Below are 20,471 nucleotides of genomic sequence, written 5' to 3' on the forward strand. Positions count from 1 at the left end.
TATTTTCCATCTGGTCAAACTTTTGGAATGCTGACATCTTGCTGTCGTCAACTGTCGCCAAGATGCGGCGCGCTCCGAAGGGGCGCGCCTATCGGGGGCTAACGACCCCGCTCCCGCGCAATTACCGGAGAACTTCCATGACGCTCGAACACCCGAAACTTACCCTGACGCGCCGCTCGCTGCTCGGTGGTGCTGCCGCCGGCGCTGCGATGATCATGCTGCATCCCTTCGCAGCGCGCGCGGCCGCGAACCAGGCGCATCTGCGCATCATGGAAACGACCGATATCCATGTGAACATCATGCCGTATGACTATTATGCGGATAAGCCCAACGACACGATGGGCCTGACGCGGACGGCCTCGATCATCGACAAGATCCGCGCCGAAGCCGGCAACTCCATGCTGATCGACAACGGCGACCTGCTGCAGGGCAACCCGATGGGCGATTACATGGCCTACAAGAAGGGCATGAAGGCCGGCGACATGCATCCGGTGATGAAGGCCATGAACGTACTGAACTATGATGTCGGCACGCTCGGGAACCACGAGTTCAACTACGGCCTCGACTTCATGTTCAACGTGCTCGGCGGCGCAAACTTCCCGATCGTCTGCGCCAACCTCACCAAGGGCAAGCTCGCTTCCGATCCCAAGCAGGACGAGCTCTTCTTCAAGCCCTACGTGATCCTCGACAAGAAGATCAAGGACGGCGCCGGCAACGAAAGCACTGTCAAGGTGGGCTTCATCGGCTTCGTGCCGCCGCAGATCATGGTCTGGGATGCCAAAAACCTCGAAGGCAAGGCCATGACGCGCGACATCGTCAGCGCCGCCAAGGCCTGGGTTCCGGCGATGAAGGAAGCCGGCGCGGACATCGTAATTGCGCTGTCCCACTCCGGCATTGACGCAGCCAAGCCGACTGACGGCATGGAGAACGCCTCGCTCTACGTCGCCTCCGTCGAGGGCATCGATGCCGTCTTCACCGGCCACCAGCACCTCGTCTTCCCCGGTCCGAAGACCTGGGACGGCATGCAGAATGTCGACGCCGTCAAGGGCACGCTGTTCGGCAAGCCGGCCGTCATGGGCGGCTTCTGGGGCTCGCATATGGGTCTCATCGACCTGCTGATCGAAAAGGACGGCAAGAGCTGGAAGGTCGTCGACTTCACCACCGAGGCCCGCCCGATCTCTCACCGCGACGAGAACAAGAAGATCGTCGCCGACGTGACCGACAAGCCGGAAATCGTCGCCGCCGTGAAGGAAGAGCACGAAGCGACGCTGGCTTATGTCCGCACGCCGGTCGGCAAGACGTCGGCACCGCTCTATTCCTACTTTGCGCTCGTGGCCGACGATCCGTCCGTGCAGATCGTTTCGAATGCTCAGACCTGGTATATCAAGGACATGCTGAAGGAGACGCCGTACAAGGATCTGCCGGTTCTTTCCGCTGCAGCGCCCTTCAAGGCCGGCGGCCGCAACGGCGCCGACTACTACACCGATGTCCCCGCCGGTGACATCGCCATCAAGAACGTCTCCGACCTCTACCTCTACCCGAACACCGTTCGCGCCGTCGTCATCACCGGCGCGCAGGTCAAGGGCTGGCTGGAAATGTCAGCCGGCATGTTCAACCAGGTCAAGGAAGGTTCGAAGGACGCGCCGCTGCTGAACAACGATTTCCCGTCCTACAACTACGACGTCATCGACGGCGTGACCTACGAGATCGACCTCTCGCAGCCGGCCATGTATGACAAGGACGGCAAGAAGGTTGGCGACAGCGCAGGCCGCATCGTCAATCTGCAGTTCCAGGGCAAGCCAATCGATCCGGCGCAGAAATTCGTGGTCGCCACCAACAACTACCGCGCCGGCGGCGGCGGCAACTTCCCGGAAATCACCGGCGACAAGATCGTCTTCGTGGCTCCGGACACGAACCGCGACGTCATCGTTCGCTATATCGTCCAGGAAGGCACGATCAACCCCTCTGCCGATGGCAACTGGCGCTTCAAGGCGATGCCCGGCACGACGGCTGTCTTCGAGACGGGTCCGAAGGGCAAGCAGTTTGCCGGCGATGTGAAGGGCGCGAAGATCGAGGATGCGGGCGCCGGCGAAAACGGCTTTGCCAAGTATCGCCTCGTGCTCTGATCGGCAAACGAGACATAAACAGGAAAACGGCGCTTTCGGGCGCCGTTTTTCGTTATGCGATCAGAAGGTGAAGCGTCGTCACCTCACGGTGATACTCTCTCAGGCGCGACCGGTTGGTGCGCCGTCGGCGAACAGCGCCTTGCCGTTCTGGCTGATGATCTGTTCCGCCTTGCGGAACGTCACCTCGACCACATCGTCTTCCGTCGAGAAGAGATCTGCGCGGACAAACTCGCGGGTCAGCGTCGCGCCGTCCTGATCCTTCTCGATGCGGCCGGCCAGACGGAACTGCGCGCCTTCGCGCTGCGGGGTTGCGAAGACACGGAGCCCGGCGATCTCACGCATATGCTCCTTGGCCGCGCCCTTGCTCTCATTCGAAGACGGGCTGCCGCCGAAGATCGAGGCGATTTTGGAGAAGAAGCTCATAGACGTTCCCTTGTCTTGTGCGATCCCGTCAGGCAGGCGTCGCGTAAATCTTTGTAGCCCGCGCCTCGAAGGCTTCGGAAAACATCCGGAAGGCCCGGTCGAACATGGAGCCCATCACGGCCCCAAGGATACGGCTTTTGAATTCGTAGTCGATGAAGAAATGCACTTCGCAGCCGCCGTCCGGCAGATCGTTGAAGCGCCAGCGGTTGTCGAGATAGCGGAACGGTCCGTCGAGATATTTGACGTCGATCGCACGTTCGGCCGGGTTCAGCAAAACCTGTGTGGTAAAGGTCTCGCGGATCGCCTTGTAGCCCACCGTCATGTCGGCCACCAGCAGCGCCTTGCCGTCGCGCTCCTTGCGGCTGCGCACGACCAGCCCTTCGCAGAGCGGCAGGAATTCCGGGTATTTCTCGACATCCGCGACCAGCGCGAACATCTGGTCGGGCGATTGCGGAACGGGGCGGCGGGTTTCGAATTGGGGCATGGTGTTCAATTAGACAGTGCGTGGGCGGAGATCAAGCGAGGTGGGTGCCAAGTTGCGGGTGTTTTATTTCGCCTGATGCGCTATGATTGATCCGGAAGACGGAGCATTGCATGACGAAGATTGATATCCAATTGCCGACCGTGCTCGATCAATGGGTCAGTGAACAGACCAGAACCGGCAGATATACGGATGCGGGCGATTATCTGCGGGATCTGATCCGGCGCGACAAGGAGAGCAGGTCTGAAACCGAGATGTTGCAGGCACTGGTCGACGAGGGGCTTGCCAGCGGGATCAGCGATGAGAGCATGGATGACATTCTCAAAAGCATGAGCAGATAAGACGAGGCTTGTGACCGTGCCTCGGTATCGCCTCACCCGCAAAGCTGTCCAGGATATCAGAGCCGTTTACCGCCAGGGAACCGAGCTTTTCGGGTCGCGTCAGGCGGAGCTGTACCATCAAAGTCTGGAAGCAACTTTCGCGCTTATCGCCGAAAATCCCCGTTTGGCTCGTCTCCGCACTGAAATCAGCCCGCCGGTCCGGGTCCATCCGCACGGCGCCCATCTAATCGTGTATCTGGAGCAATCGGATCGGAGCATCCTCATCGTTCGCGTCCACCACGGGCGCGAAAACTGGCAGCCTCGATAGACCGTTACTCCGCCGCCTGAAGCTTCCGCTCCCGCGCTGCTCTCAGCCGTGCAAAATCATCGCCCGCGTGGTGCGACGAGCGCGTCAGCGGCGACGACGCCACCATCAGGAAGCCCTTGGCATAGGCGATTGTCTCGTAGGTCTTGAAATCTTCCGGGGTGACGAATTCGACGACGCGGTGGTGCTTGCGGGTCGGCTGGAGGTACTGGCCGATGGTGATGAAATCGACGTCGGCGGTGCGCAGGTCGTCCATGAGCTGCTGGACTTCGTTGCGGTTTTCGCCAAGGCCAACCATGATGCCGGACTTGGTGAACATCGTCGGATCGAGTTCCTTGACCCGCTGCAGCAGGCGGATCGAATGGAAATAGCGTGCGCCGGGGCGAACCGTCAGGTAGTTCGACGGCACGGTTTCGAGATTGTGATTGAAGACATCTGGCTTGGCGGCCACAACGCGCTCCAGTGCGCCGGGCTTGCGCAGGAAGTCGGGCGTCAGGATTTCGATGGTTGTTTCCGGCGAGGCTTCGCGGATCGCCCAGATCACCTTTTCGAAATGCTCGGCGCCGCCGTCTTCCAGATCGTCACGGTCCACCGACGTGATGACGACGTGGCTGAGGCCCATCTGCTTGACGGCCTTGGCGACATTGGCGGGTTCTTCCATGTCCAGCGCCAGCGGCCGGCCGGTCGCGACGTTGCAGAAGGCGCAGGCGCGGGTGCAGATCTCGCCCATGATCATGAAGGTCGCGTGCTTCTTGTCCCAGCATTCGCCGATGTTGGGACAACCGGCCTCTTCGCACACGGTCACCAGCTTGTGGGAACGCACGAGGTCGCGCGTTTCCTGATAGCCCTTCGACACAGGTGCCTTCACACGAATCCAGTCCGGCTTGCGCAGGATCTCGGTATCCGGCTTGTGGGCCTTTTCCGGGTGGCGGACGCGCTTGGCGTCGCCAGCAACGTTGTCGAGAATGGTGACCATGTGAATTTCAGTCCTTTCCGGAACTCAGCCCCGCGGGCGTCAACCTCGAATGAGCTTGACCACGAAGAGCAGAATGCAGGCGCCGATGAAGCCGGCAATCAGATAGGCGAGCCAGCCGCCGAAGATGACGATGCCGAAAACGCCGAGCACGGCATTGGCGACGACCGCGCCGACGACGCCGAGAATGATGTTCATGATGATGCCATGGGGCATGTTCATGAAATTGCCGGCGAGCCAGCCTGCAAAACCGCCGATGATGATGGCCATCAACCAGCCGACCTGAAATGCATCATGCATTGTCTCTCTCCGAGTTTGTTCCAACCTGACATATGAGCTGACAGCGCTCTTTCAAGAACCCGCGGCCAGCCCAGCCATTTATTGTTGTAAAACCGGGCCTTGCCAAGCCCCTCGCCCATGTCACCGAGGAGGGACCTGCATTATCAGGCGTTCAGCACCTTGCCATAGGCGTCCAGCACGCTTTCCTTCATCGTTTCCGAAATGGTCGGATGCGGGAAGATCGTGTGCATCAGGTCTTCCTCGGTCGTCTCGAGGTTCATGGCAACGACGAAGCCCTGGATCAGTTCGGTGACTTCGGCACCCACCATATGCGCGCCGATCAGCTCGCCCGTCTTCTTGTCGAAGATGGTCTTGACCAAGCCCTGGTCTTCGCCGAGCGCCACGGCCTTGCCGTTGGCGGCGAAGGAGAAGCGGCCGACGCGGATGTCGCGGCCTTCGGCCTTGGCCTTGGCTTCCGTCAGGCCAACCGAGGCGACCTGCGGATTGCAATAGGTGCAGCCGGGGATCTTGTTCTTGTCGGTCGGGTGCACGCCCGGCAGGCCTGCGATCTTCTCGACGCAGATGACGGCCTCATGCTCGGCCTTGTGGGCGAGCATCGGCGGGCCGGCAACGTCACCGATGGCGTAGATGCCGGGCACGTTCGTCTTGCCATAGCCGTCGATGACGATGAAGCCGCGATCGGTCTTCACGCCGACAGCTTCAAGGCCGATGCCTTCGATATTGGCCTGAACGCCAACGGCGGAGATCATGCGGTCGGCGGTGATCTTCTCGACCGAGCCGTCCTTCTTCTCGATCGTTGCAGTGACGGAATTTGCGCCCTTCTCGACCTTGGCAACCTTCGCTTCAAGAAGGATCTTCATGCCCTGCTTGTCGAACTGCTTCTTGGCGAAGGCGGAGATTTCCTCGTCCTCGACCGGCATGACCTGCTTCATGATTTCGACCACGGTCACATCGACGCCCATGGTGCGGTAGAAGCTGGCGAATTCGATGCCGATGGCGCCCGAGCCCATGACGAGCAGCGACTTCGGCATCTCCTCCGGCTTCATCGCCTCGAAATAGGTCCAGATCAGCTTGCCATCGGGCTCGATGCCGGGCAGCGCGCGCGGGCGGGCGCCGGTGGCGACGATGATGTGCTTGGCGGTGTAGGTGCCCTCGCCCAGCGTGTTCTTCGGCACCGGACCCTGCGGCTGAACGACCGGCTTGGTGCTCTTGCCAACGACGATCTCACCGGGCTTGGTGATCTTCGCCTCGCCCCAGATGATATCGACCTTGTTCTTCTTGAACAGGAAGCCAACGCCGTTGTTCATACGGGCGGCAATGCCGCGCGAGCGGGCAACGATGGCCTTGATGTCCGGCTTCATCGCGCCTTCGAGCACGAGACCGTAATCCTTGGCATGCGTAGCCGTGTGCATGACATCGGCGGTGCGCAGCAGCGCCTTGGTCGGGATGCAGCCCCAGTTGGAGCAGATGCCGGCCAGATGCTCGCGCTCGACCACGGCCACCTTCATGCCCAACTGGGAGGCCCGGATGGCGGCAATGTAGCCGCCGGGGCCGGAACCGATCACGATCAGATCATATGCATTCGACATGGGCGTCTCCACTCCTCTTTTGTCGAGGCAGCGGAGAACCCGCCCGCCTCATACGATGGGTTCGACCTGTTCGTGGCCCACCAGCATCGCGTAGATTTCATCTTTCAGCTGCATACGCTTCTTGCGCATCTCAGCCACATGGAAGTCGTCGGCGGGTTCGATATCGGTCTCAGCGCGATGAATAGACCGGTTCACATCGTGATACTCATTCGAGATGCGATAGAAGTGGCCGTCAATTTCCCGCAGATGGCGGATCTTGGCGGCATATTCCGGGAATTCCTCGTGCAGTTCGTGCGGTGTGTTCGACATGTCCGGTCCCCTTCAGGAAAACTTTTGACACTGTCAGGCTACCCGCAACGACGATCCTCACCCTTGACCCTGATCAACTCCCTTGTTCACATTCCCCTCATTCAGAGGCCAAGCTGCATGCGGACGATCGGCTCCAATGCCCGTCCGATGGCTCGTGTGTTCTCCGCATCCAGATGGACGCCATCGATGGGCGTTGCCACCGCAACCGAGGCGGCATCAAAGAAGCCGCAACCCATCTCGTCGGCCATATCGCGATAGAAGGTCGCCATCATCTTCGACTGCTCGACCGCGCCTGCAAAGCCCGCGGCATAGTCGCTATTCGCCGTTTCACGCACGAGGGGCGGCGAGACGATGAGGATTTCCGGTGCCTCGTAGTCAAACGGCCATGCATGAAAGCGAATGAGCTGCACAAGGCGTGCCATCCCCTTCGCTGCGCCATGCGCGGTGCCGACGACCGAAGGCTTCAGATCATTGGTGCCGAGCATCAGGATCACCAGATCGATCGGCGCATGCGTATGAAGCAGCGTCGGCAGGATGCGCGCGCCATTGCGGTCGCAATCCGCCAGCTGATCTTCATAGGCCGTGGTGCGTCCGCCCAACCCTTCCGGGATCACGCGAACGCCATGTCCGAGCGCCTTTTGCAGGACCGAGGGCCAGCGGTCTTCATGGGCATGACGGCCCAGTCTTTCCGCATCATGGCCCCAGGTCAGGCTGTCTCCGTAGGCGAGGATGGTTTTCATGTCCTGGTCACTTCGCCTTCATGAGATCGTCGAACTTGCGCTCCAGAGCGGCAAGCCGCTCCTCGAAATCGCCAATGACGAACTTGGACATCAGACTGTCGGCCGAAAGCGCGTTGCGGAAGCTCTTCTGGCCCTCGTCAAGCTTGTCGAGACGCTGATTAACGCTCGCAAACCCCTCCTGCGTCTCCTTGCGCATTTCGCGCAGCATCGGCAGGATCATGTCACTCGGTTCTTTCGTCATCGCCACACCCTCGCTGTCAAATGATTGGCCCCTCTATAAATGGGGCCAATCCGACGCAAAGTCACGTCTGCCTCAAAAGCAGACCTGCCGAGATCAAACCAGCATCGACATCGGGTTTTCGATGTAGGACTTGAAAGCTGCCAGCAGTTCGGCGCCCAGCGCACCGTCGACGCAGCGATGGTCAGTGGAGAGCGTGACCGTCATGACCTGGGCAATCGCCATCTCGCCGTTCTTGACGACGACGCGCTGTTCGCCCGCGCCGACTGCAAGGATGGTGGCATGCGGCGGGTTGACGACGGCGGCGAAGTTCTTGACGCCGAGCATGCCCATGTTGGACACGGCAGTCGTGCCGCCCTGATATTCCTCGGGCTTCAGCTTCCGTTCCTTGGCGCGCTTGCCATAGTCCTTCATCTCGTTCGAGATGGTGGACAGACTCTTCTCTTCGGCACGGCGGATGATCGGCGTGATCAGGCCGCCGGGGATCGAGACGGCGACGCCGACATCGGCGTGCTTGTGCTTGACCATGTTGGTGTCGGTCCAGGACACGTTGGCGTCCGGAACGTCACGCAGGGCCAGAGCCAGCGCCTTGATGATCATGTCGTTGACCGAAAGCTTGTAGGCCGCGCGGTCGTCCTTGCGGGGTGCGGCATGATTGAGCTGGGCGCGCAGTTCCAGAAGCGCGTCGAGTTCGCAATCGACCGTCACATAGAAATGCGGGATCGTCTGCTTGGATTCAACGAGGCGCTTGGCAATCGTCTTGCGCATGCCGTCATGCGGCACGAGTTCGTAGGAACCCGGCTCGAACAGCTTGAGGACTGCCTCTTCCGAGGCCTGCTTGGCAAGCGGTGCGGCGGACGCGGCAGCAGCAGGTGCCGCGGCGGCAGCGGCCGGAGCAGCGGCGGAGGCAGGTGCTGCCTTGCCGGTGCCGGACGCGACAGCCTTCTCGACGTCAGACTTGACGACGCGGCCATGCGGGCCGGTGCCTGAGATCGCCGAAATGTCGAGACCGGCATCCTTTGCGAGACGACGGGCAAGCGGCGACGAGAATGGACGGTTGCCGGCGGGGGCTGAGGACACGGCAACGGCAGGTGCTGCAGCGGGCGCAGCAGCCGGCGTCGGTGCGGCGGCAGGGGCAGCAGCGGCGGGCGCCGCTTCAGCCTTCGGAGCCGGTGCAGCGGAAACGCCACCAGCGACCGCAGCCTTCACGTCTTCACCCTCTGCGGCGAGAATGGCGATCAGGCTGTTGACCTTCACGCCTTCGGTGCCGGCGAGGACGACGATCTTGGCGATCGTGCCTTCATCGACGGCTTCGACTTCCATCGTCGCCTTGTCGGTTTCGATTTCGGCGATAACGTCGCCAGACTTGATCGTGTCGCCTTCCTTGACCAGCCACTTGGAGAGGTTGCCCTCTTCCATGGTCGGCGAAAGGGCCGGCATCGTGATATTGATCGGCATGTCCTCGCCCTCCCCTTATTTGTAGCAAACGGCCTTCACGGCATCGATAACCTCGCCGACATTCGGCAGGGCGAGCTTTTCAAGGTTGGCCGCATACGGCATCGGAACGTCCTTGCCGGCAATCGTGATGACCGGGGCGTCGAGATAGTCGAACGCTTCGCGGCTGACGCGGTTGGCAATGAAGTCACCAACCGATGACTGCGGGTAGCCTTCCTCGACGGTGACGAGGCGGCCGGTCTTCTTGACCGATTCAATGATGGCCGGAAGATCCATCGGGCGGATGGTGCGCAGGTCGATCAGTTCGACGTCGATGCCAAGCTTGGTCAGTTCGTCCACGGCCTTGACGGCATAGGTCATGCCGATGCCCCAGGAGACGAGCGTGACATCCTTGCCGGCGCGGTGAATGCGGGCCTTGCCGATGGGCAGGACGAAATCGTCCATCTTCGGCACTTCAAACGTCTGGCCGTAGAGGATTTCGTTTTCCAGGAAGATGACCGGATTCGGATCGCGGATCGCGGCCTTGAGCAGGCCCTTGAAGTCGGCCGCCGTGTAGGGCTGGATGACCTTGAGACCCGGAATGTGGCTATACCAGGCTGCGTAATCCTGGCTGTGCTGGGCAGCCACGCGGGCAGCAGCACCGTTCGGGCCACGGAACACGATGGGAGCACCCATCTGGCCGCCGGACATATAAAGCGTCTTGGCAGCGGAGTTGACGATCTGGTCGATCGCCTGCATGGCGAAGTTGAAGGTCATGAATTCGACGATCGGGCGAAGGCCGGCCATGGCCGCGCCGACGCCGATACCGGCAAAGCCATGCTCGGTGATCGGAGTATCGATGACGCGCTTCGGCCCGAATTCCTGGAGGAGGCCCTGCGTGACCTTGTAGGCGCCCTGGTATTCGGCGACTTCCTCGCCCATGACGAAGACGTCCGGGTTGGCGCGCATTTCTTCGGCCATCGCGTCGCGGAGCGCTTCGCGGACCGTGATCGTCACCATTTCGGTACCGGCCGGGATGGCCGGGTCGGCTGCGGCTTCCGTCTTCGGTGCTGCCGGAACGGGAGCGGATGCAGCAGGAGCCGGCGCTTCGGCCGGTGCAGCAGCCTGAGCCGGCGCATCAGCCTTCGGCGCAGCCGATGAACCGATATCCGAGGCGCTTTCGCCGTCCTGCAGCAGAACTGCGATCGGCGCATTGACCTTGACGTTCTCGGTACCGGCGGCGACCAGCAGCTTGCCGATCACGCCTTCATCGACGGCTTCCACTTCCATGGTGGCCTTGTCGGTTTCGATTTCGGCGATCACGTCGCCGGAGACGACCTTGTCGCCTTCCTTCTTCAGCCACTTGGAGAGCGTGCCTTCCTCCATCGTCGGAGACAGTGCAGGCATCAGGATGTCAATCGGCATGGTCCTCACCCAATTCGTTTCAGGCGCTCGGCCTTAAAAATCTCGATCAGCGCCAGCGTGATCGCGGCGCGCGGCATGCGATAGTCCCGCCCTCACTCCCGAAGGCGGGAAGCGCTGTCAAAGCAGGATATCGGTGTAGAGTTCCGATACGGCAGGCTCCGGATTGGCCTGGGCGAAATCGGCAGCGTCGGCGACGATCTCGCGGACTTCCTTGTCGATGTCCTTGAGCGAATCTTCCGTGGCCCAGCCCTTTTCAATCAGGCGCGCCTTGACCTGTTCGATCGGATCGTGCTCGGAGCGCATCTTCTGCACTTCGTCCTTCGAACGATATTTAGCCGGGTCAGACATGGAGTGACCACGGTAACGATAGGTCTGCATTTCCAGGATGATCGGGCCGTTGCCGGAGCGGCAATGCTCCACTGCATAGTCGGCAGCGGCCTTGACGGCACGAACGTCCATGCCATCGACCTTCATGCCGGGGATGCCGATCGAGGCGCCGCGCTGCGAAAAGTCGGTCTGCGACGAGGCGCGGGATACCGCGGTGCCCATGGCGTAGCGGTTGTTCTCGATGATGTAGATCACCGGAAGCTTCCAGAGAGCGGCCATATTGAAGCTCTCGTAAACCTGGCCCTGGTTGGCAGCGCCGTCGCCGAAATAGGCGAGCGAGACGTTGTCGTTGCCACGGTAGTGGTTGGCGAAGCCGAGGCCGGTGCCAAGCGACACCTGCGCGCCGACGATGCCATGACCGCCATAGAAGTTCTTTTCCTTGGAGAACATGTGCATCGAGCCGCCCTTCCCCTTGGAAAGACCGCCTTCGCGACCGGTCAACTCGGCCATGACGCCACGGGCGCTCATGCCACAGGCCAGCATGTGGCCGTGATCGCGGTAACCGGTGATGACCTGGTCGCCTTCCTTCAGCGCGGCCTGCATGCCGACAACGACAGCTTCCTGACCGATATAGAGGTGACAGAACCCGCCGATGAAGCCCATGCCATAAAGCTGGCCGGCCTTTTCTTCGAAACGGCGGATCAGCAGCATCTCGCGATACGCGTCCAGTTCCTGTTCTTTGGTGAATTCGGAAATCTTTTCCGCAACGTCGGCTTTAGCGGACTTGCGGGCAGCAGCAGACGCGGGTTTACGCGGAGCCATGCAGTAACCTCCCCAGGTTTGATGTTTTTCCTTGAGGGATACCATAGGCAAAGTCGGGGAAAACAGCAATGCCCTAAACGCATAGCTAGCATCTGGCATAAATGCTTGAAAATAAAAGGAAAAATTAAATTAATCCGATTTCGGTTATATCGCCGAAATCAGTGAAATATAACGATTTCATCCGGGCGGGACATATTGAGCTGCGCACGCGCCTCCTCGTCCAGCATATCCTTCTGTATCGATCCGTCACTGAGCGCCGATACCTGACGCTCAAGCGCCTTGCGCCGGTGCTGAAGGTCCGCAAGCTTCTGCTGGCGCTCGGCCTTTTGCTGCAGAAACTTCTCGGTCGCCTTCAGGCCAAACTCGCCATGGACGGAATGATAGCCGAAATAGGCCAGGAATGCAGCCGTAATCGCCGGCAAAACGAAACGGCCGAACCGCCGCTTCCTGTACTGCTTGGTCAACATCGAATTACCCGTGACGCGATACTCTTTGGACTCACATTAGAATCCAGAGATTAACGCTCTGTTGACCACGTCGCCGAGGATACAAAAAAGGCCGCGGCTGGTTGGCCGCGACCTCTTCGTGTAACAGGCGATGGAGCCCACTTACGCCTTGAGGATCGAGCGGCCGGCATATTTTGCCTGACTGCCGAGGCCTTCCTCGATGCGGATCAGCTGGTTGTACTTTGCCATGCGGTCGGAACGCGAGAGCGAACCGGTCTTGATCTGGCCGCAGTTGGTGGCAACCGCGAGATCGGCAATGGTCGAGTCTTCCGTTTCGCCCGAACGATGCGACATGACGGCGGTGTAGCCTGCCTTGTGCGCGGTCTCGACAGCGTCGAGCGTTTCGGAGAGCGAACCGATCTGGTTGACCTTGACGAGGATCGAGTTGGCGACACCCATCTTGATGCCGTCGCGCAGGCGCGACGAGTTGGTGACGAACAGATCGTCGCCGACGAGCTGGCATGTGGCGCCGATCTTTTCTGTCAGCAGCTTCCAGCCTTCCCAGTCGTCTTCGGCCATGCCGTCTTCGATGGTGATGATCGGATATCGAGCCGCGAGTTCGGCGAGGTATTCCGCCATGGCACCGGATTCGAGCGTGCGGCCTTCGCCTTCCATGACGTACTTGCCGTCCTTGAAGAATTCGGTCGAGGCGCAGTCGAGGCCGAGATAGACGTCTTCGCCCGGACGGAAGCCAGCCTTTTCAATCGACTTGACGATGAAGTCGAGCGCTTCCGGCGCGCTCTTCAGGTTCGGCGCAAAGCCACCTTCGTCGCCGACATTGGTGTTGTAGCCGCCAGCGCTCAGTTCCTTCTTGAGCGTGTGAAAAACTTCCGAGCCGATACGCACTGCTTCGCGGAGGTTTTCAGCGCCGACCGGCAGGATCATGAATTCCTGAAAGTCGATCGGGTTGTCGGCATGCGCGCCGCCGTTGATGATGTTCATCATCGGGACCGGGAGCAAGCGCGAACCAGCGCCACCCACGTAACGATAGAGCGGAAGGCCGGCAGCATCCGCAGCAGCCTTGGCAGCAGCCAGCGAAACGCCCAGAATGGCGTTTGCACCGATGCGGCTCTTGTTCGGGGTGCCGTCCAGTTCGATCATGGCTTGGTCGAGCGCGATCTGGTCTTCGGCGTCCATGCCGCCGACGGCATCGAAGATTTCGCCGTTGACGGCAGCGACAGCCTTTTCCACACCCTTGCCGAGGTAGCGCTTGCCACCATCGCGCAGCTCGACGGCTTCGTGCGCGCCCGTGGAAGCACCCGACGGAACGGCTGCGCGGCCCATGCTGCCATCCTCGAGGATGACATCGACTTCGACAGTCGGGTTGCCACGGCTGTCGAGGATCTCGCGGCCGATAATGTCAACAATGGCGGTCATGTTCTTTTCCCTATGGCTGAGGAGTTTGATCCGCGCTTCTCATAGAACAACAACGGCCCAGAGGGAAGCTGCCCACCGCCAGGAATTGCCGTGCGTCGCGGACACAAGTTTTTGCCGATGTGCGAAAATTCGCAAAAACGGTTTACCCAAATGCATGGATTTGTCGCCATTATCCTCTTCATCAGCGGATGCCCCCCAACCGAAGCCGCTGACATATGAGGCGAAAGCCTCGGGCGCAGCCCCCAACAGCGCCCCGATTGACAAGCCGCCGGGTCCCCCACCTGGCGGCTTCATTCGTCTAAGGGCTTGCAGAACCTCAAGAAATTTTCCGGTTTTCGTGACACTCAAGCGTGGCGGGTTCAAAGACGCACGTGCCTGTCGGGCGCTGCTCGGAATTCCGGAATCGTTGTAAAATTTGCGTCCTGTGCCAAAACGGCAAAGGGTCCGGCGTTGCCGCCGGACCCTTCACGCACTCCCCGAGACGCAATACAATTCGGGGGAAGTCTTAACTATTCGAGGAAGGACATCGGGTTGATCGGGGCCGAGTTCTTGCGCACTTCGAAGTGCAGCTTCGGCCGCGAAGCGTTGCCGGACATCCCGGAAGCGGCCAGGACCTGGCCACGGTTGACCTTGTCGCCACGATTGACGTCGATGCTCTTCAGATGAGCGTAGACCGTGACCTTGCCGTCGGAGTGGCGGACGAGAACGGTGTTACCGAGCTTTTCCAGACCGTTGCCGGCATAGATCACAACACCGTTTTCAGAAGCCTTGACCGGCGTACCTTCCGGAACCGAGATGTCGATACCATCGTTGCGCTGACCATCGACATTGGCGCCATAAGCGGCGATGACAGCGCCGGTTGCCGGCCAGCGATACTTGCCGATTCCGGTTTCTGCGGGCGCCGTAGAGGCAACCTGCGTGCCCGCTGCCGACGATACGCTATCCTTCGATTCGGCTGGAGCAGCGGCGGCTGCAGCGGCCGGCTGTGTAGCCTTGGGCTTCAACGGCGCATCGGGCTTGCCCGAGACCGAAGAAGTAGTGATCTCGTCTGCCGTGACCTTTTCAGTCGCAGGCTTCTCGGCAACCTTGGTCGATGCGGCAGCAGGGATTTTCAACTCCTGACCGGCGCGAACGGCATTGCTGGTCAATCCATTTGCGGCACGAAGGGCTTCAACCGTCACGCCATTCTTCTTGGCGATGGCAACAAGGCTCTCGCCGGAAACAACCTTGTGGGTCGCGCCCTTTGCGCCATCCTTGGCTTCAGCAACAGCAACCTTCTTCTTCTCGGCCTGCGGCGCAGACGGCAGAACGGCTTCCTGCTGATGAGGACCCTTGGTGGGAACCGGGATCTTCGTCGGCGCCTGCGCTGGCTTGGCCTGATCCGCCACCTTCGGCTCGACAGCAGCAACCTGCTTGGCCGGATTGGTGGAAGCCTGCTGGGATACAGGGACAGTACCGGTCGAGATCGGATCCGGACCCTTGATCATGCGGATGTTGGTGTGCCCCTTTGACGGCGCAGGTACAGGTGCATTTGCAGCCTGCCGGACGGGAGCAGACGCCGCAGGCGCAGCCGGCGGCAGGGGGGCGCCCAACGCTGCAGACTGAACCGGCGAACTGGTCACGGCGCGTGCGTTGGAAGCGACCGGCAGCGGCGAACCGTATTGGGTGTTGGCTTGAGCCGGCGGAAGCGGCTGACTCATCGGGTCAGAAAGATCAGATCGCGGCGGCAGATTGCCCGCGGAGGCCACATCGGCGCTCGGGGTCGGGACCCGACCCGTGCCACCGCCCTGGATGGACCCCGTGCTGATATTGTCGGCAGAGTGATAGAAACTATCAAAGCGCGTCGCATCGGAACTGCAACCGGCCGCAGTGCCGGCCAAAAGCGCAATCGCAAGGAACCGAACTGCCGGATTTTTGTACGCTGACGCAATTCTGTTACGCATTACTGGCCCCGTCTCTACAAGAAACTCTCGTGAAGCCATTAAAGCGCGTTAGGGTTACCGACGGGTTAAGGCAACGCTGCGAGCAGTCATTATTTTTCGGGATTCGCTAATTCCGGCCGCCGGTTGACCGGCTGAAGCTGAACGCCTCAGAGGGCGTTGGCCATATGCGGTTCAAGAGGCAGATAAGGCACTTCGAAGAGTTCCGTTCGTTCGAACCGAACACCTACTTTGGTGAAGCGGATCATCATGCAGCGGCCGTCTTCCAGGTTCATCGGAGCCAGCATCTCGCCGCCGGGCACGACCTGTTCGGCGAAGATTCGTGGCATCGTCGTAAACGCGGCAGTGACAAGAATCCGGTCGAAAGTTCCCTCGCCCGGAAGTCCATTCATGCCATCGGCCTGACGCGAAAAGATGTTGCCGCCGCCGATCTTGCCGAATCGGCCGTGGGCGTTCTCGACCAGAGTCCGGTAGCGATCGACCGTCAGAACCCGCTGGCAGAGCTTTCCCATGAGGCTTGCGGTGTAGCCACTGCCGGTCCCGATCTCGAGCACGCGGTGATCGGGATGGAGATTGAGGAGATGCACCACCTTCGCCGCGAGATCCACGCCTTCTGCAAAGGCGCCGCATTCAATCGGGATCGAGTGGCGCGACCAGGCCTCGCGGGCATAGGTCGGCGGAACGAAGAGGCCACGCGGGACCTGCTCGATCGCGTTGAAGAGGCTGGCATTGGAAACGCCCTCCGAGCGGAGGCGCATGACCAGAGCCGCAAATTCTTCCTTGTCGCCGAGCCCGGATTCCAAAGCTTTACTCCACGGAAAGCGCTGATTTCAGCGCTTGTTGTGCCGCATAATCCGTGAGGTCCAACTTGAGCGGGGTGACGGAAATGCGCCCTTCGGCCAGCGCGTTCACGTCGGTGCCCGCTTTCAAGTCAGACTTCCGGCCGTCGAATTTAAGCCAGTAATAGGGGAAGCCTCGACCATCGCGGCGCTGTTCGGCGAGCACGCCGAAAGTGACCTTACCCTGGTTCGTCACTTCGACGCCCCTGACCTCTTCCGGCCGGCAGTTCGGGAAGTTGACATTGAGGAAGCTGAAGGCCGGTAGTTCGACACCGATCAGCTTCTCGACAAGCCCCGGCGCGTGGGCTTCGGCGACTTCCCACGGAACCTTGCGCTCTCCGTCGAAAATGTAGGCCTGCGAAAGGGCAATGGAGCGAACGCCCTGCAACGCGCCCTCCATGGCGCCGGCGACCGTGCCCGAATAGGTCACGTCATCGGCCATGTTCGCACCGGAATTCACGCCGGACAGAACCAGATCCGGCTTGCCCTTCAGGACTTCCTGGATGCCCATGATGACGCAATCGGTCGGCGTGCCGCGCAGCGCGAAATGCCGATCCGAAACCTTGCGAAGGCGCAGCGGATCGTTGAGCGTCAGCGAATGAGCCAGACCGCTCTGGTCGCTCTCCGGCGCAACGATCCAGACATCGTCGGTCAGTGTGCGGGCAATGCGCTCCAGGGCGGCGAGCCCCGGAGCGTGAATGCCGTCATCGTTGGTGAGCAGGATGCGCATCCGATCAGGCGGCCTTCTCGATACGGGTGATGCCGCCCATATAAGGGAGCAGTACGTCCGGGACGGTGATCGAGCCGTCTTCGTTGAGATAGTTCTCCATCACGGCGATGAGGCAGCGGCCGACAGCCGTTCCCGACCCGTTGAGGGTGTGAACGAAGTTCAGCGTCTTGTCGGACGCGTTGCGGTAACGCGCATTCATGCGGCGTCCCTGAAAATCGCCACAAACCGAGCAGGACGAGATTTCGCGGTAGGTGTTCTGGCCGGGCAGCCAGACCTCGATATCGTAGGTCTTGCGCGCGCCGAAACCCATGTCGCCGGAGCAGAGGGTCATGGTGCGGAAATGCAGGCCGAGACGCTTCAGAACTTCTTCGGCGCAGGCCGTCATGCGCTCATGTTCGGCAATCGAGCTTTCGGCATCGGTGATCGAGACGAGTTCGCATTTCCAGAACTGATGCTGACGCAGCATGCCGCGCGTGTCGCGACCGGCCGAACCTGCCTCAGAGCGGAAGGACGGGGTGAGCGCAGTGAAGCGCAGCGGCAGCTTGTCCTGGTCGAGGATTTCGCCGGCGACGAGGTTGGTCAGCGTCACTTCCGCCGTGGGGATCAGCCAGCGACCGTCGGTGGTGCGGAAGAGGTCTTCGGCGAACTTTGGCAACTGGCCGGTGCCATACATGGCCTCGTCGCGCACCATCAGCGGCGAGGAGACTTCCGTGTAGCCGTGTTCACGCGTGTGGAGGTCGAGCATGAACTGGCCGAGCGCGCGTTCCATGCGGGCAAGCTGCGACGTCAGAACCGTGAAGCGGGCGCCGGAAAGCTTGGCGGCACGTTCGAAATCCATGTAGCCGAGGCCTTCACCGATTTCGTAATGCTCCTGCGGCGCATGGTTCCAGCCGGGCTTCTCGCCGACGACGCGCTTGACCTCGTTGTCATGCTCGTCTTTGCCGACAGGCACATCGTCCAACGGAATGTTGGGAATGCGCGAGAGCATGTCGGTGAGTTCGGCGCTAACCTTGCGCTCTTCCTCTTCGGCACCGGGAAGCGTTTCTTTGAGCGTGGCCATCTCGGCCTTCAGCTTATCGGCAAGCTCGGTGTTTTTTTGCGCCATGGCGGCGCCGATTTCCTTGGAGGCTGAATTGCGGCGCGACTGCATGTCCTGAACGGACTGGACGAGGGAGCGGCGCTTCTCATCGAGCGCGATGACGGAAGCCGAAAGAGCCTCAGCGCCACGTTTCGCCAGAGCAGCGTCAAGCGCTGCCGGATTGTCCCTGATCCATTTGATGTCGAGCATTGCTTCTTAGCCTTCGAAGACAAGTCAGTTTTCGAAGGGTGGCAGCTTCGTCTTCAGAAAGCCCCGCCCCGATATCGTGGCAGGGCCGGTCGTCACGCCCCGCCGTTCTCAGACTCGGAGGAGGATGCGACCTCTTGTCCGGTCGCCTGCTCTTCTTCCGCAGCCTTCTCCTTGCCGCGACCCTTTTCGATGAGTCGTCCGGCATAGATTGCGATTTCGTAGAGAAGGATCGTCGGCAGTGCAAGACCGATCTGGGACATCGGATCCGGCGGCGTCAGGACGGCGGCGACAACGAAGGCGAGCACGATGGCATATTTGCGCTTCTCGACCAGCGTCTGCGTGCGCAGGATGTCGGCGCGGATGAGCAGCGATGTCACGACCGGCAACTGGAAGACCAGACCGAAGGAGAAAACCAGCGTCATGATCAGGCTCAGATATTCCGAGACCTTCGGCATGAGCTGAACGGCGACCTGGCTTTCCGAACCGGACACTTCCATGCGCAGGAAGAACCACATGACCATGGGCGTGAAGAAGAAATAGACGAGTGCAGCGCCCAGCAGGAAGAGCACGGGCGAGGCAATCAGGAACGGCAGGAAGGCCGCGCGTTCGTTCTTGTAAAGACCGGGCGCCACGAAGCGGTAAAGCTGCGAGGCAATGATCGGAAATGCCAGAACCATGGCGCCAAACATCGCCACCTTCAGCTGCGTAAAGAAGAATTCCTGCGGGGCGGTATAGATGAACTCCGCCTTCTTCACATCCATGTGCGCCCACAGGACCGCCCACTTGTAGGGGATGACCAGCAGGTTGAAGAGGTCGCGTGCGAAAAAGAAGCATACCAAAAAAGCAACGAAGAACGCTGCCAGAGACTTGATCAGGCGGGCGCGGAGCTCGACCAGATGCTCGATGAGTGGCTGCGGCTTGTCGTCGATATCCTCAGCGGTCATGCATCACCCGTCTTTTTGGCTCTGGTGGCAGGCTTTTTCGGTGTCATGGTTTTTGTCGCGGCCGGTGCGGCGGGCTCGGCAGTCTTTGCGGTTGCCTTGCGAACGCCGGTTTTTTTGACCGGCACGGAAACAGTTTCCAAGGGAGCAACCGAAGGCTCGGCGGCAACAGCCGCCTTCTTGCGCGACGCAGGCTTCGTCTTTGGCAAAGAAGGAGCCTCTACCGGCGCGGCGACCGGAGCCACGTCTGCCGGGGCGGCTTCTGAAACTGCGGAAGCCTTCGGCGTGCGAGGCTTGCGGACGGGTTTATTGCCTTCGTTTCCAGGATCGCGCGAGGCCGGCGTTTCGGCGGAGGTGGGTGTGGTCACCGTCGGTGCCTCGGCAACCGGGAAAGTCGGCGGCTCACCGGGCGCCTTGACCTCAACTTCCGGTCTCCAGGGCTCACCGATCTTGGCAGGCTCGGATTTCGCCGCGTTCTGGATGTCGCTGCGGATTTCGTTACCCATCTGGCGCAGCGGGTTCAGCGCATCCTTGAGCGAATTGACCGGATTAAGCTTCTGCGCGTCCGAGAAGGTCTGCCGGACATCGTCCAGTTCGGCCTCGCGAAGTGCCTCGTCAAACTGCTGGCGAAACTCGCCAGCCATGACGCGGAGGCGTTTCGTCATCTTGCCGAAAGCGCGCAGCATGGGCGGCAGGTCCTTCGGCCCGACCACCACGATCAAAACGATGGCGATGACCAAGAGCTCGGTCCAGCCGATATCCAGCATTGAAGTACCTCAGACTGCGCGTTCAGCGCTGATATTACTTGGCTTCGTCGGCTTTGTGATCGACAGTTTTTGCCTTGTCCGCCGGATCTTCCTCGGACATGCCCTTCTTGAAGTTCTGAATGCCCTTTGCCAGGTCACCCATCAATTCCGGGATCTTGCCGCGACCGAAGAACAGAAGCACGACGACCAGAACGATCAGCCAATGCACCATGCTAAAAGAACCCATCGGAATCTCCTTCCTGACGCCTCCG

At 60.7% G+C, this 20,471-nt stretch carries 23 protein-coding genes; 3 read left to right on the plus strand and 20 right to left on the minus strand.

The features are described from left to right. Positions 1-137 precede the first annotated feature (137 nt). Positions 138-2,126: a bifunctional 2',3'-cyclic-nucleotide 2'-phosphodiesterase/3'-nucleotidase gene (locus ABID16_RS05470; RefSeq protein WP_354555312.1), complete on the plus strand. Its 1,989-nt coding sequence runs from the start codon at positions 138-140 to the stop codon at positions 2,124-2,126. Positions 2,127-2,225: 99 nt separating this feature from the next. On the opposite strand, the gene ABID16_RS05475 is transcribed toward ABID16_RS05470, so the two are convergent. Together ABID16_RS05475 and ABID16_RS05480 are read right to left on the minus strand one after the other, a co-directional pair. Next, positions 2,226-2,549, minus strand: coding sequence for an HlyU family transcriptional regulator (locus tag ABID16_RS05475; protein ID WP_354555313.1), 324 nt, complete (start codon positions 2,547-2,549; stop codon positions 2,226-2,228). Positions 2,550-2,577: 28 nt separating this feature from the next. Further along, positions 2,578-3,033: a type II toxin-antitoxin system RatA family toxin gene (locus ABID16_RS05480; protein ID WP_354555314.1), complete on the minus strand. Its 456-nt coding sequence runs from the start codon at positions 3,031-3,033 to the stop codon at positions 2,578-2,580. 110 nt (positions 3,034-3,143) lie between these two features. On the opposite strand from ABID16_RS05480, the gene ABID16_RS05485 reads away from it, so the two are divergent. Both ABID16_RS05485 and ABID16_RS05490 read left to right on the plus strand, forming a co-directional pair. After that, positions 3,144-3,371, plus strand: coding sequence for a type II toxin-antitoxin system ParD family antitoxin (locus ABID16_RS05485; protein WP_354555315.1), 228 nt, complete (start codon positions 3,144-3,146; stop codon positions 3,369-3,371). Positions 3,372-3,387: 16 nt separating this feature from the next. Continuing rightward, complete coding sequence (locus ABID16_RS05490) at positions 3,388-3,678, plus strand: type II toxin-antitoxin system RelE/ParE family toxin (protein ID WP_354555316.1); 291 nt, start codon at positions 3,388-3,390, stop codon at positions 3,676-3,678. Between the two features lie 4 nt (positions 3,679-3,682). Here ABID16_RS05490 and lipA read toward each other — a convergent pair whose 3' ends face one another. The 18 genes from lipA to ABID16_RS05580 all read right to left on the minus strand — a co-directional run bounded on the left by lipA (position 3,683) and on the right by ABID16_RS05580 (position 20,446). Then, on the minus strand, positions 3,683-4,651 hold the full coding sequence (gene lipA / locus ABID16_RS05495) for a lipoyl synthase (protein WP_354555317.1): 969 nt from the start codon (positions 4,649-4,651) through the stop codon (positions 3,683-3,685). Positions 4,652-4,690: 39 nt separating this feature from the next. Continuing rightward, positions 4,691-4,948, minus strand: coding sequence for a GlsB/YeaQ/YmgE family stress response membrane protein (locus ABID16_RS05500; protein ID WP_354555318.1), 258 nt, complete (start codon positions 4,946-4,948; stop codon positions 4,691-4,693). 143 nt (positions 4,949-5,091) lie between these two features. After that, complete coding sequence (gene lpdA / locus ABID16_RS05505; protein ID WP_354555319.1) at positions 5,092-6,537, minus strand: dihydrolipoyl dehydrogenase; 1,446 nt, start codon at positions 6,535-6,537, stop codon at positions 5,092-5,094. A 48-nt stretch (positions 6,538-6,585) separates the two neighbouring features. Next, on the minus strand, positions 6,586-6,846 hold the full coding sequence (locus ABID16_RS05510) for an HP1242/YdcH family protein (protein ID WP_354555320.1): 261 nt from the start codon (positions 6,844-6,846) through the stop codon (positions 6,586-6,588). Positions 6,847-6,947: 101 nt separating this feature from the next. Beyond that, positions 6,948-7,586, minus strand: coding sequence for an SGNH/GDSL hydrolase family protein (locus tag ABID16_RS05515; protein ID WP_354555321.1), 639 nt, complete (start codon positions 7,584-7,586; stop codon positions 6,948-6,950). 7 nt (positions 7,587-7,593) lie between these two features. Next, positions 7,594-7,827, minus strand: coding sequence for a hypothetical protein (locus ABID16_RS05520; RefSeq protein WP_354555322.1), 234 nt, complete (start codon positions 7,825-7,827; stop codon positions 7,594-7,596). Between the two features lie 93 nt (positions 7,828-7,920). After that, positions 7,921-9,282, minus strand: a complete 1,362-nt coding sequence (locus tag ABID16_RS05525) for a pyruvate dehydrogenase complex dihydrolipoamide acetyltransferase (RefSeq protein WP_354555323.1) — start codon at positions 9,280-9,282, stop codon at positions 7,921-7,923. 15 nt (positions 9,283-9,297) lie between these two features. Beyond that, positions 9,298-10,683 carry a pyruvate dehydrogenase complex E1 component subunit beta gene (locus ABID16_RS05530; RefSeq protein ID WP_354555324.1) on the minus strand — a complete coding sequence of 462 codons (1,386 nt, stop codon included), beginning with the start codon at positions 10,681-10,683 and terminating at the stop codon, positions 9,298-9,300. Positions 10,684-10,800: 117 nt separating this feature from the next. Continuing rightward, positions 10,801-11,832, minus strand: coding sequence for a pyruvate dehydrogenase (acetyl-transferring) E1 component subunit alpha (pdhA, locus tag ABID16_RS05535; RefSeq protein ID WP_354555325.1), 1,032 nt, complete (start codon positions 11,830-11,832; stop codon positions 10,801-10,803). A 158-nt stretch (positions 11,833-11,990) separates the two neighbouring features. After that, on the minus strand, positions 11,991-12,299 hold the full coding sequence (locus ABID16_RS05540) for an FtsB family cell division protein (protein WP_354555326.1): 309 nt from the start codon (positions 12,297-12,299) through the stop codon (positions 11,991-11,993). 141 nt (positions 12,300-12,440) lie between these two features. Next, positions 12,441-13,715: a phosphopyruvate hydratase gene (gene eno, locus ABID16_RS05545; RefSeq protein WP_354555327.1), complete on the minus strand. Its 1,275-nt coding sequence runs from the start codon at positions 13,713-13,715 to the stop codon at positions 12,441-12,443. 509 nt (positions 13,716-14,224) lie between these two features. Further along, a complete protein-coding gene (locus tag ABID16_RS05550) occupies positions 14,225-15,415 on the minus strand; it encodes a peptidoglycan DD-metalloendopeptidase family protein (RefSeq protein ID WP_354555328.1) in 1,191 nt (396 codons plus the stop codon). Between the two features lie 389 nt (positions 15,416-15,804). After that, positions 15,805-16,458, minus strand: coding sequence for a protein-L-isoaspartate(D-aspartate) O-methyltransferase (locus tag ABID16_RS05555; RefSeq protein ID WP_354555329.1), 654 nt, complete (start codon positions 16,456-16,458; stop codon positions 15,805-15,807). 4 nt (positions 16,459-16,462) lie between these two features. Next, positions 16,463-17,224 carry a 5'/3'-nucleotidase SurE gene (surE, locus tag ABID16_RS05560; protein WP_354555330.1) on the minus strand — a complete coding sequence of 254 codons (762 nt, stop codon included), beginning with the start codon at positions 17,222-17,224 and terminating at the stop codon, positions 16,463-16,465. Positions 17,225-17,228: 4 nt separating this feature from the next. Then, positions 17,229-18,512, minus strand: coding sequence for a serine--tRNA ligase (gene serS, locus ABID16_RS05565; RefSeq protein ID WP_354555331.1), 1,284 nt, complete (start codon positions 18,510-18,512; stop codon positions 17,229-17,231). Between the two features lie 92 nt (positions 18,513-18,604). Next, the gene (tatC, locus tag ABID16_RS05570; protein ID WP_354555332.1) at positions 18,605-19,456 is read right to left on the minus strand and encodes a twin-arginine translocase subunit TatC; all 852 of its coding nucleotides are present in this window, start codon (positions 19,454-19,456) and stop codon (positions 18,605-18,607) included. Further along, positions 19,453-20,220, minus strand: coding sequence for a Sec-independent protein translocase protein TatB (tatB, locus tag ABID16_RS05575; protein WP_354555333.1), 768 nt, complete (start codon positions 20,218-20,220; stop codon positions 19,453-19,455). The genes tatC and tatB overlap by 4 nt, the downstream gene beginning before the upstream one ends. 34 nt (positions 20,221-20,254) lie before the next feature. Further along, positions 20,255-20,446 (minus strand): twin-arginine translocase TatA/TatE family subunit, encoded by a 192-nt coding sequence (locus ABID16_RS05580; RefSeq protein WP_112627486.1) that lies wholly within the window; start codon positions 20,444-20,446, stop codon positions 20,255-20,257. Between the last annotated feature and the right edge of the window lie 25 nt (positions 20,447-20,471).

This window comes from Limnomicrobium aquaticum, from assembly GCF_040545545.1.
Lineage (GTDB): Bacteria > Pseudomonadota > Alphaproteobacteria > Rhizobiales > Rhizobiaceae > Ensifer_A > Ensifer_A aquaticum.

Coding starts and splice junctions, on each gene's coding strand:
- ABID16_RS05470 (WP_354555312.1), top strand. CDS start 138: ATGACGCTCGAACACCCGAAACTTACCCTGACGCGCCGCTCGCTGCTC.
- ABID16_RS05475 (WP_354555313.1), bottom strand. CDS start 2,549: ATGAGCTTCTTCTCCAAAATCGCCTCGATCTTCGGCGGCAGCCCGTCT.
- ABID16_RS05480 (WP_354555314.1), bottom strand. CDS start 3,033: ATGCCCCAATTCGAAACCCGCCGCCCCGTTCCGCAATCGCCCGACCAG.
- ABID16_RS05485 (WP_354555315.1), top strand. CDS start 3,144: ATGACGAAGATTGATATCCAATTGCCGACCGTGCTCGATCAATGGGTC.
- lipA (WP_354555317.1), bottom strand. CDS start 4,651: ATGGTCACCATTCTCGACAACGTTGCTGGCGACGCCAAGCGCGTCCGC.
- ABID16_RS05500 (WP_354555318.1), bottom strand. CDS start 4,948: ATGCATGATGCATTTCAGGTCGGCTGGTTGATGGCCATCATCATCGGC.
- lpdA (WP_354555319.1), bottom strand. CDS start 6,537: ATGTCGAATGCATATGATCTGATCGTGATCGGTTCCGGCCCCGGCGGC.
- ABID16_RS05510 (WP_354555320.1), bottom strand. CDS start 6,846: ATGTCGAACACACCGCACGAACTGCACGAGGAATTCCCGGAATATGCC.
- ABID16_RS05515 (WP_354555321.1), bottom strand. CDS start 7,586: ATGAAAACCATCCTCGCCTACGGAGACAGCCTGACCTGGGGCCATGAT.
- ABID16_RS05520 (WP_354555322.1), bottom strand. CDS start 7,827: ATGACGAAAGAACCGAGTGACATGATCCTGCCGATGCTGCGCGAAATG.
- ABID16_RS05525 (WP_354555323.1), bottom strand. CDS start 9,282: ATGCCGATCAATATCACGATGCCGGCCCTTTCGCCGACCATGGAAGAG.
- ABID16_RS05530 (WP_354555324.1), bottom strand. CDS start 10,683: ATGCCGATTGACATCCTGATGCCTGCACTGTCTCCGACGATGGAGGAA.
- pdhA (WP_354555325.1), bottom strand. CDS start 11,832: ATGGCTCCGCGTAAACCCGCGTCTGCTGCTGCCCGCAAGTCCGCTAAA.
- ABID16_RS05540 (WP_354555326.1), bottom strand. CDS start 12,299: ATGTTGACCAAGCAGTACAGGAAGCGGCGGTTCGGCCGTTTCGTTTTG.
- eno (WP_354555327.1), bottom strand. CDS start 13,715: ATGACCGCCATTGTTGACATTATCGGCCGCGAGATCCTCGACAGCCGT.
- ABID16_RS05550 (WP_354555328.1), bottom strand. CDS start 15,415: ATGAGTCAGCCGCTTCCGCCGGCTCAAGCCAACACCCAATACGGTTCG.
- surE (WP_354555330.1), bottom strand. CDS start 17,224: ATGCGCATCCTGCTCACCAACGATGACGGCATTCACGCTCCGGGGCTC.
- serS (WP_354555331.1), bottom strand. CDS start 18,512: ATGCTCGACATCAAATGGATCAGGGACAATCCGGCAGCGCTTGACGCT.
- tatC (WP_354555332.1), bottom strand. CDS start 19,456: ATGACCGCTGAGGATATCGACGACAAGCCGCAGCCACTCATCGAGCAT.
- tatB (WP_354555333.1), bottom strand. CDS start 20,220: ATGCTGGATATCGGCTGGACCGAGCTCTTGGTCATCGCCATCGTTTTG.
- ABID16_RS05580 (WP_112627486.1), bottom strand. CDS start 20,446: ATGGGTTCTTTTAGCATGGTGCATTGGCTGATCGTTCTGGTCGTCGTG.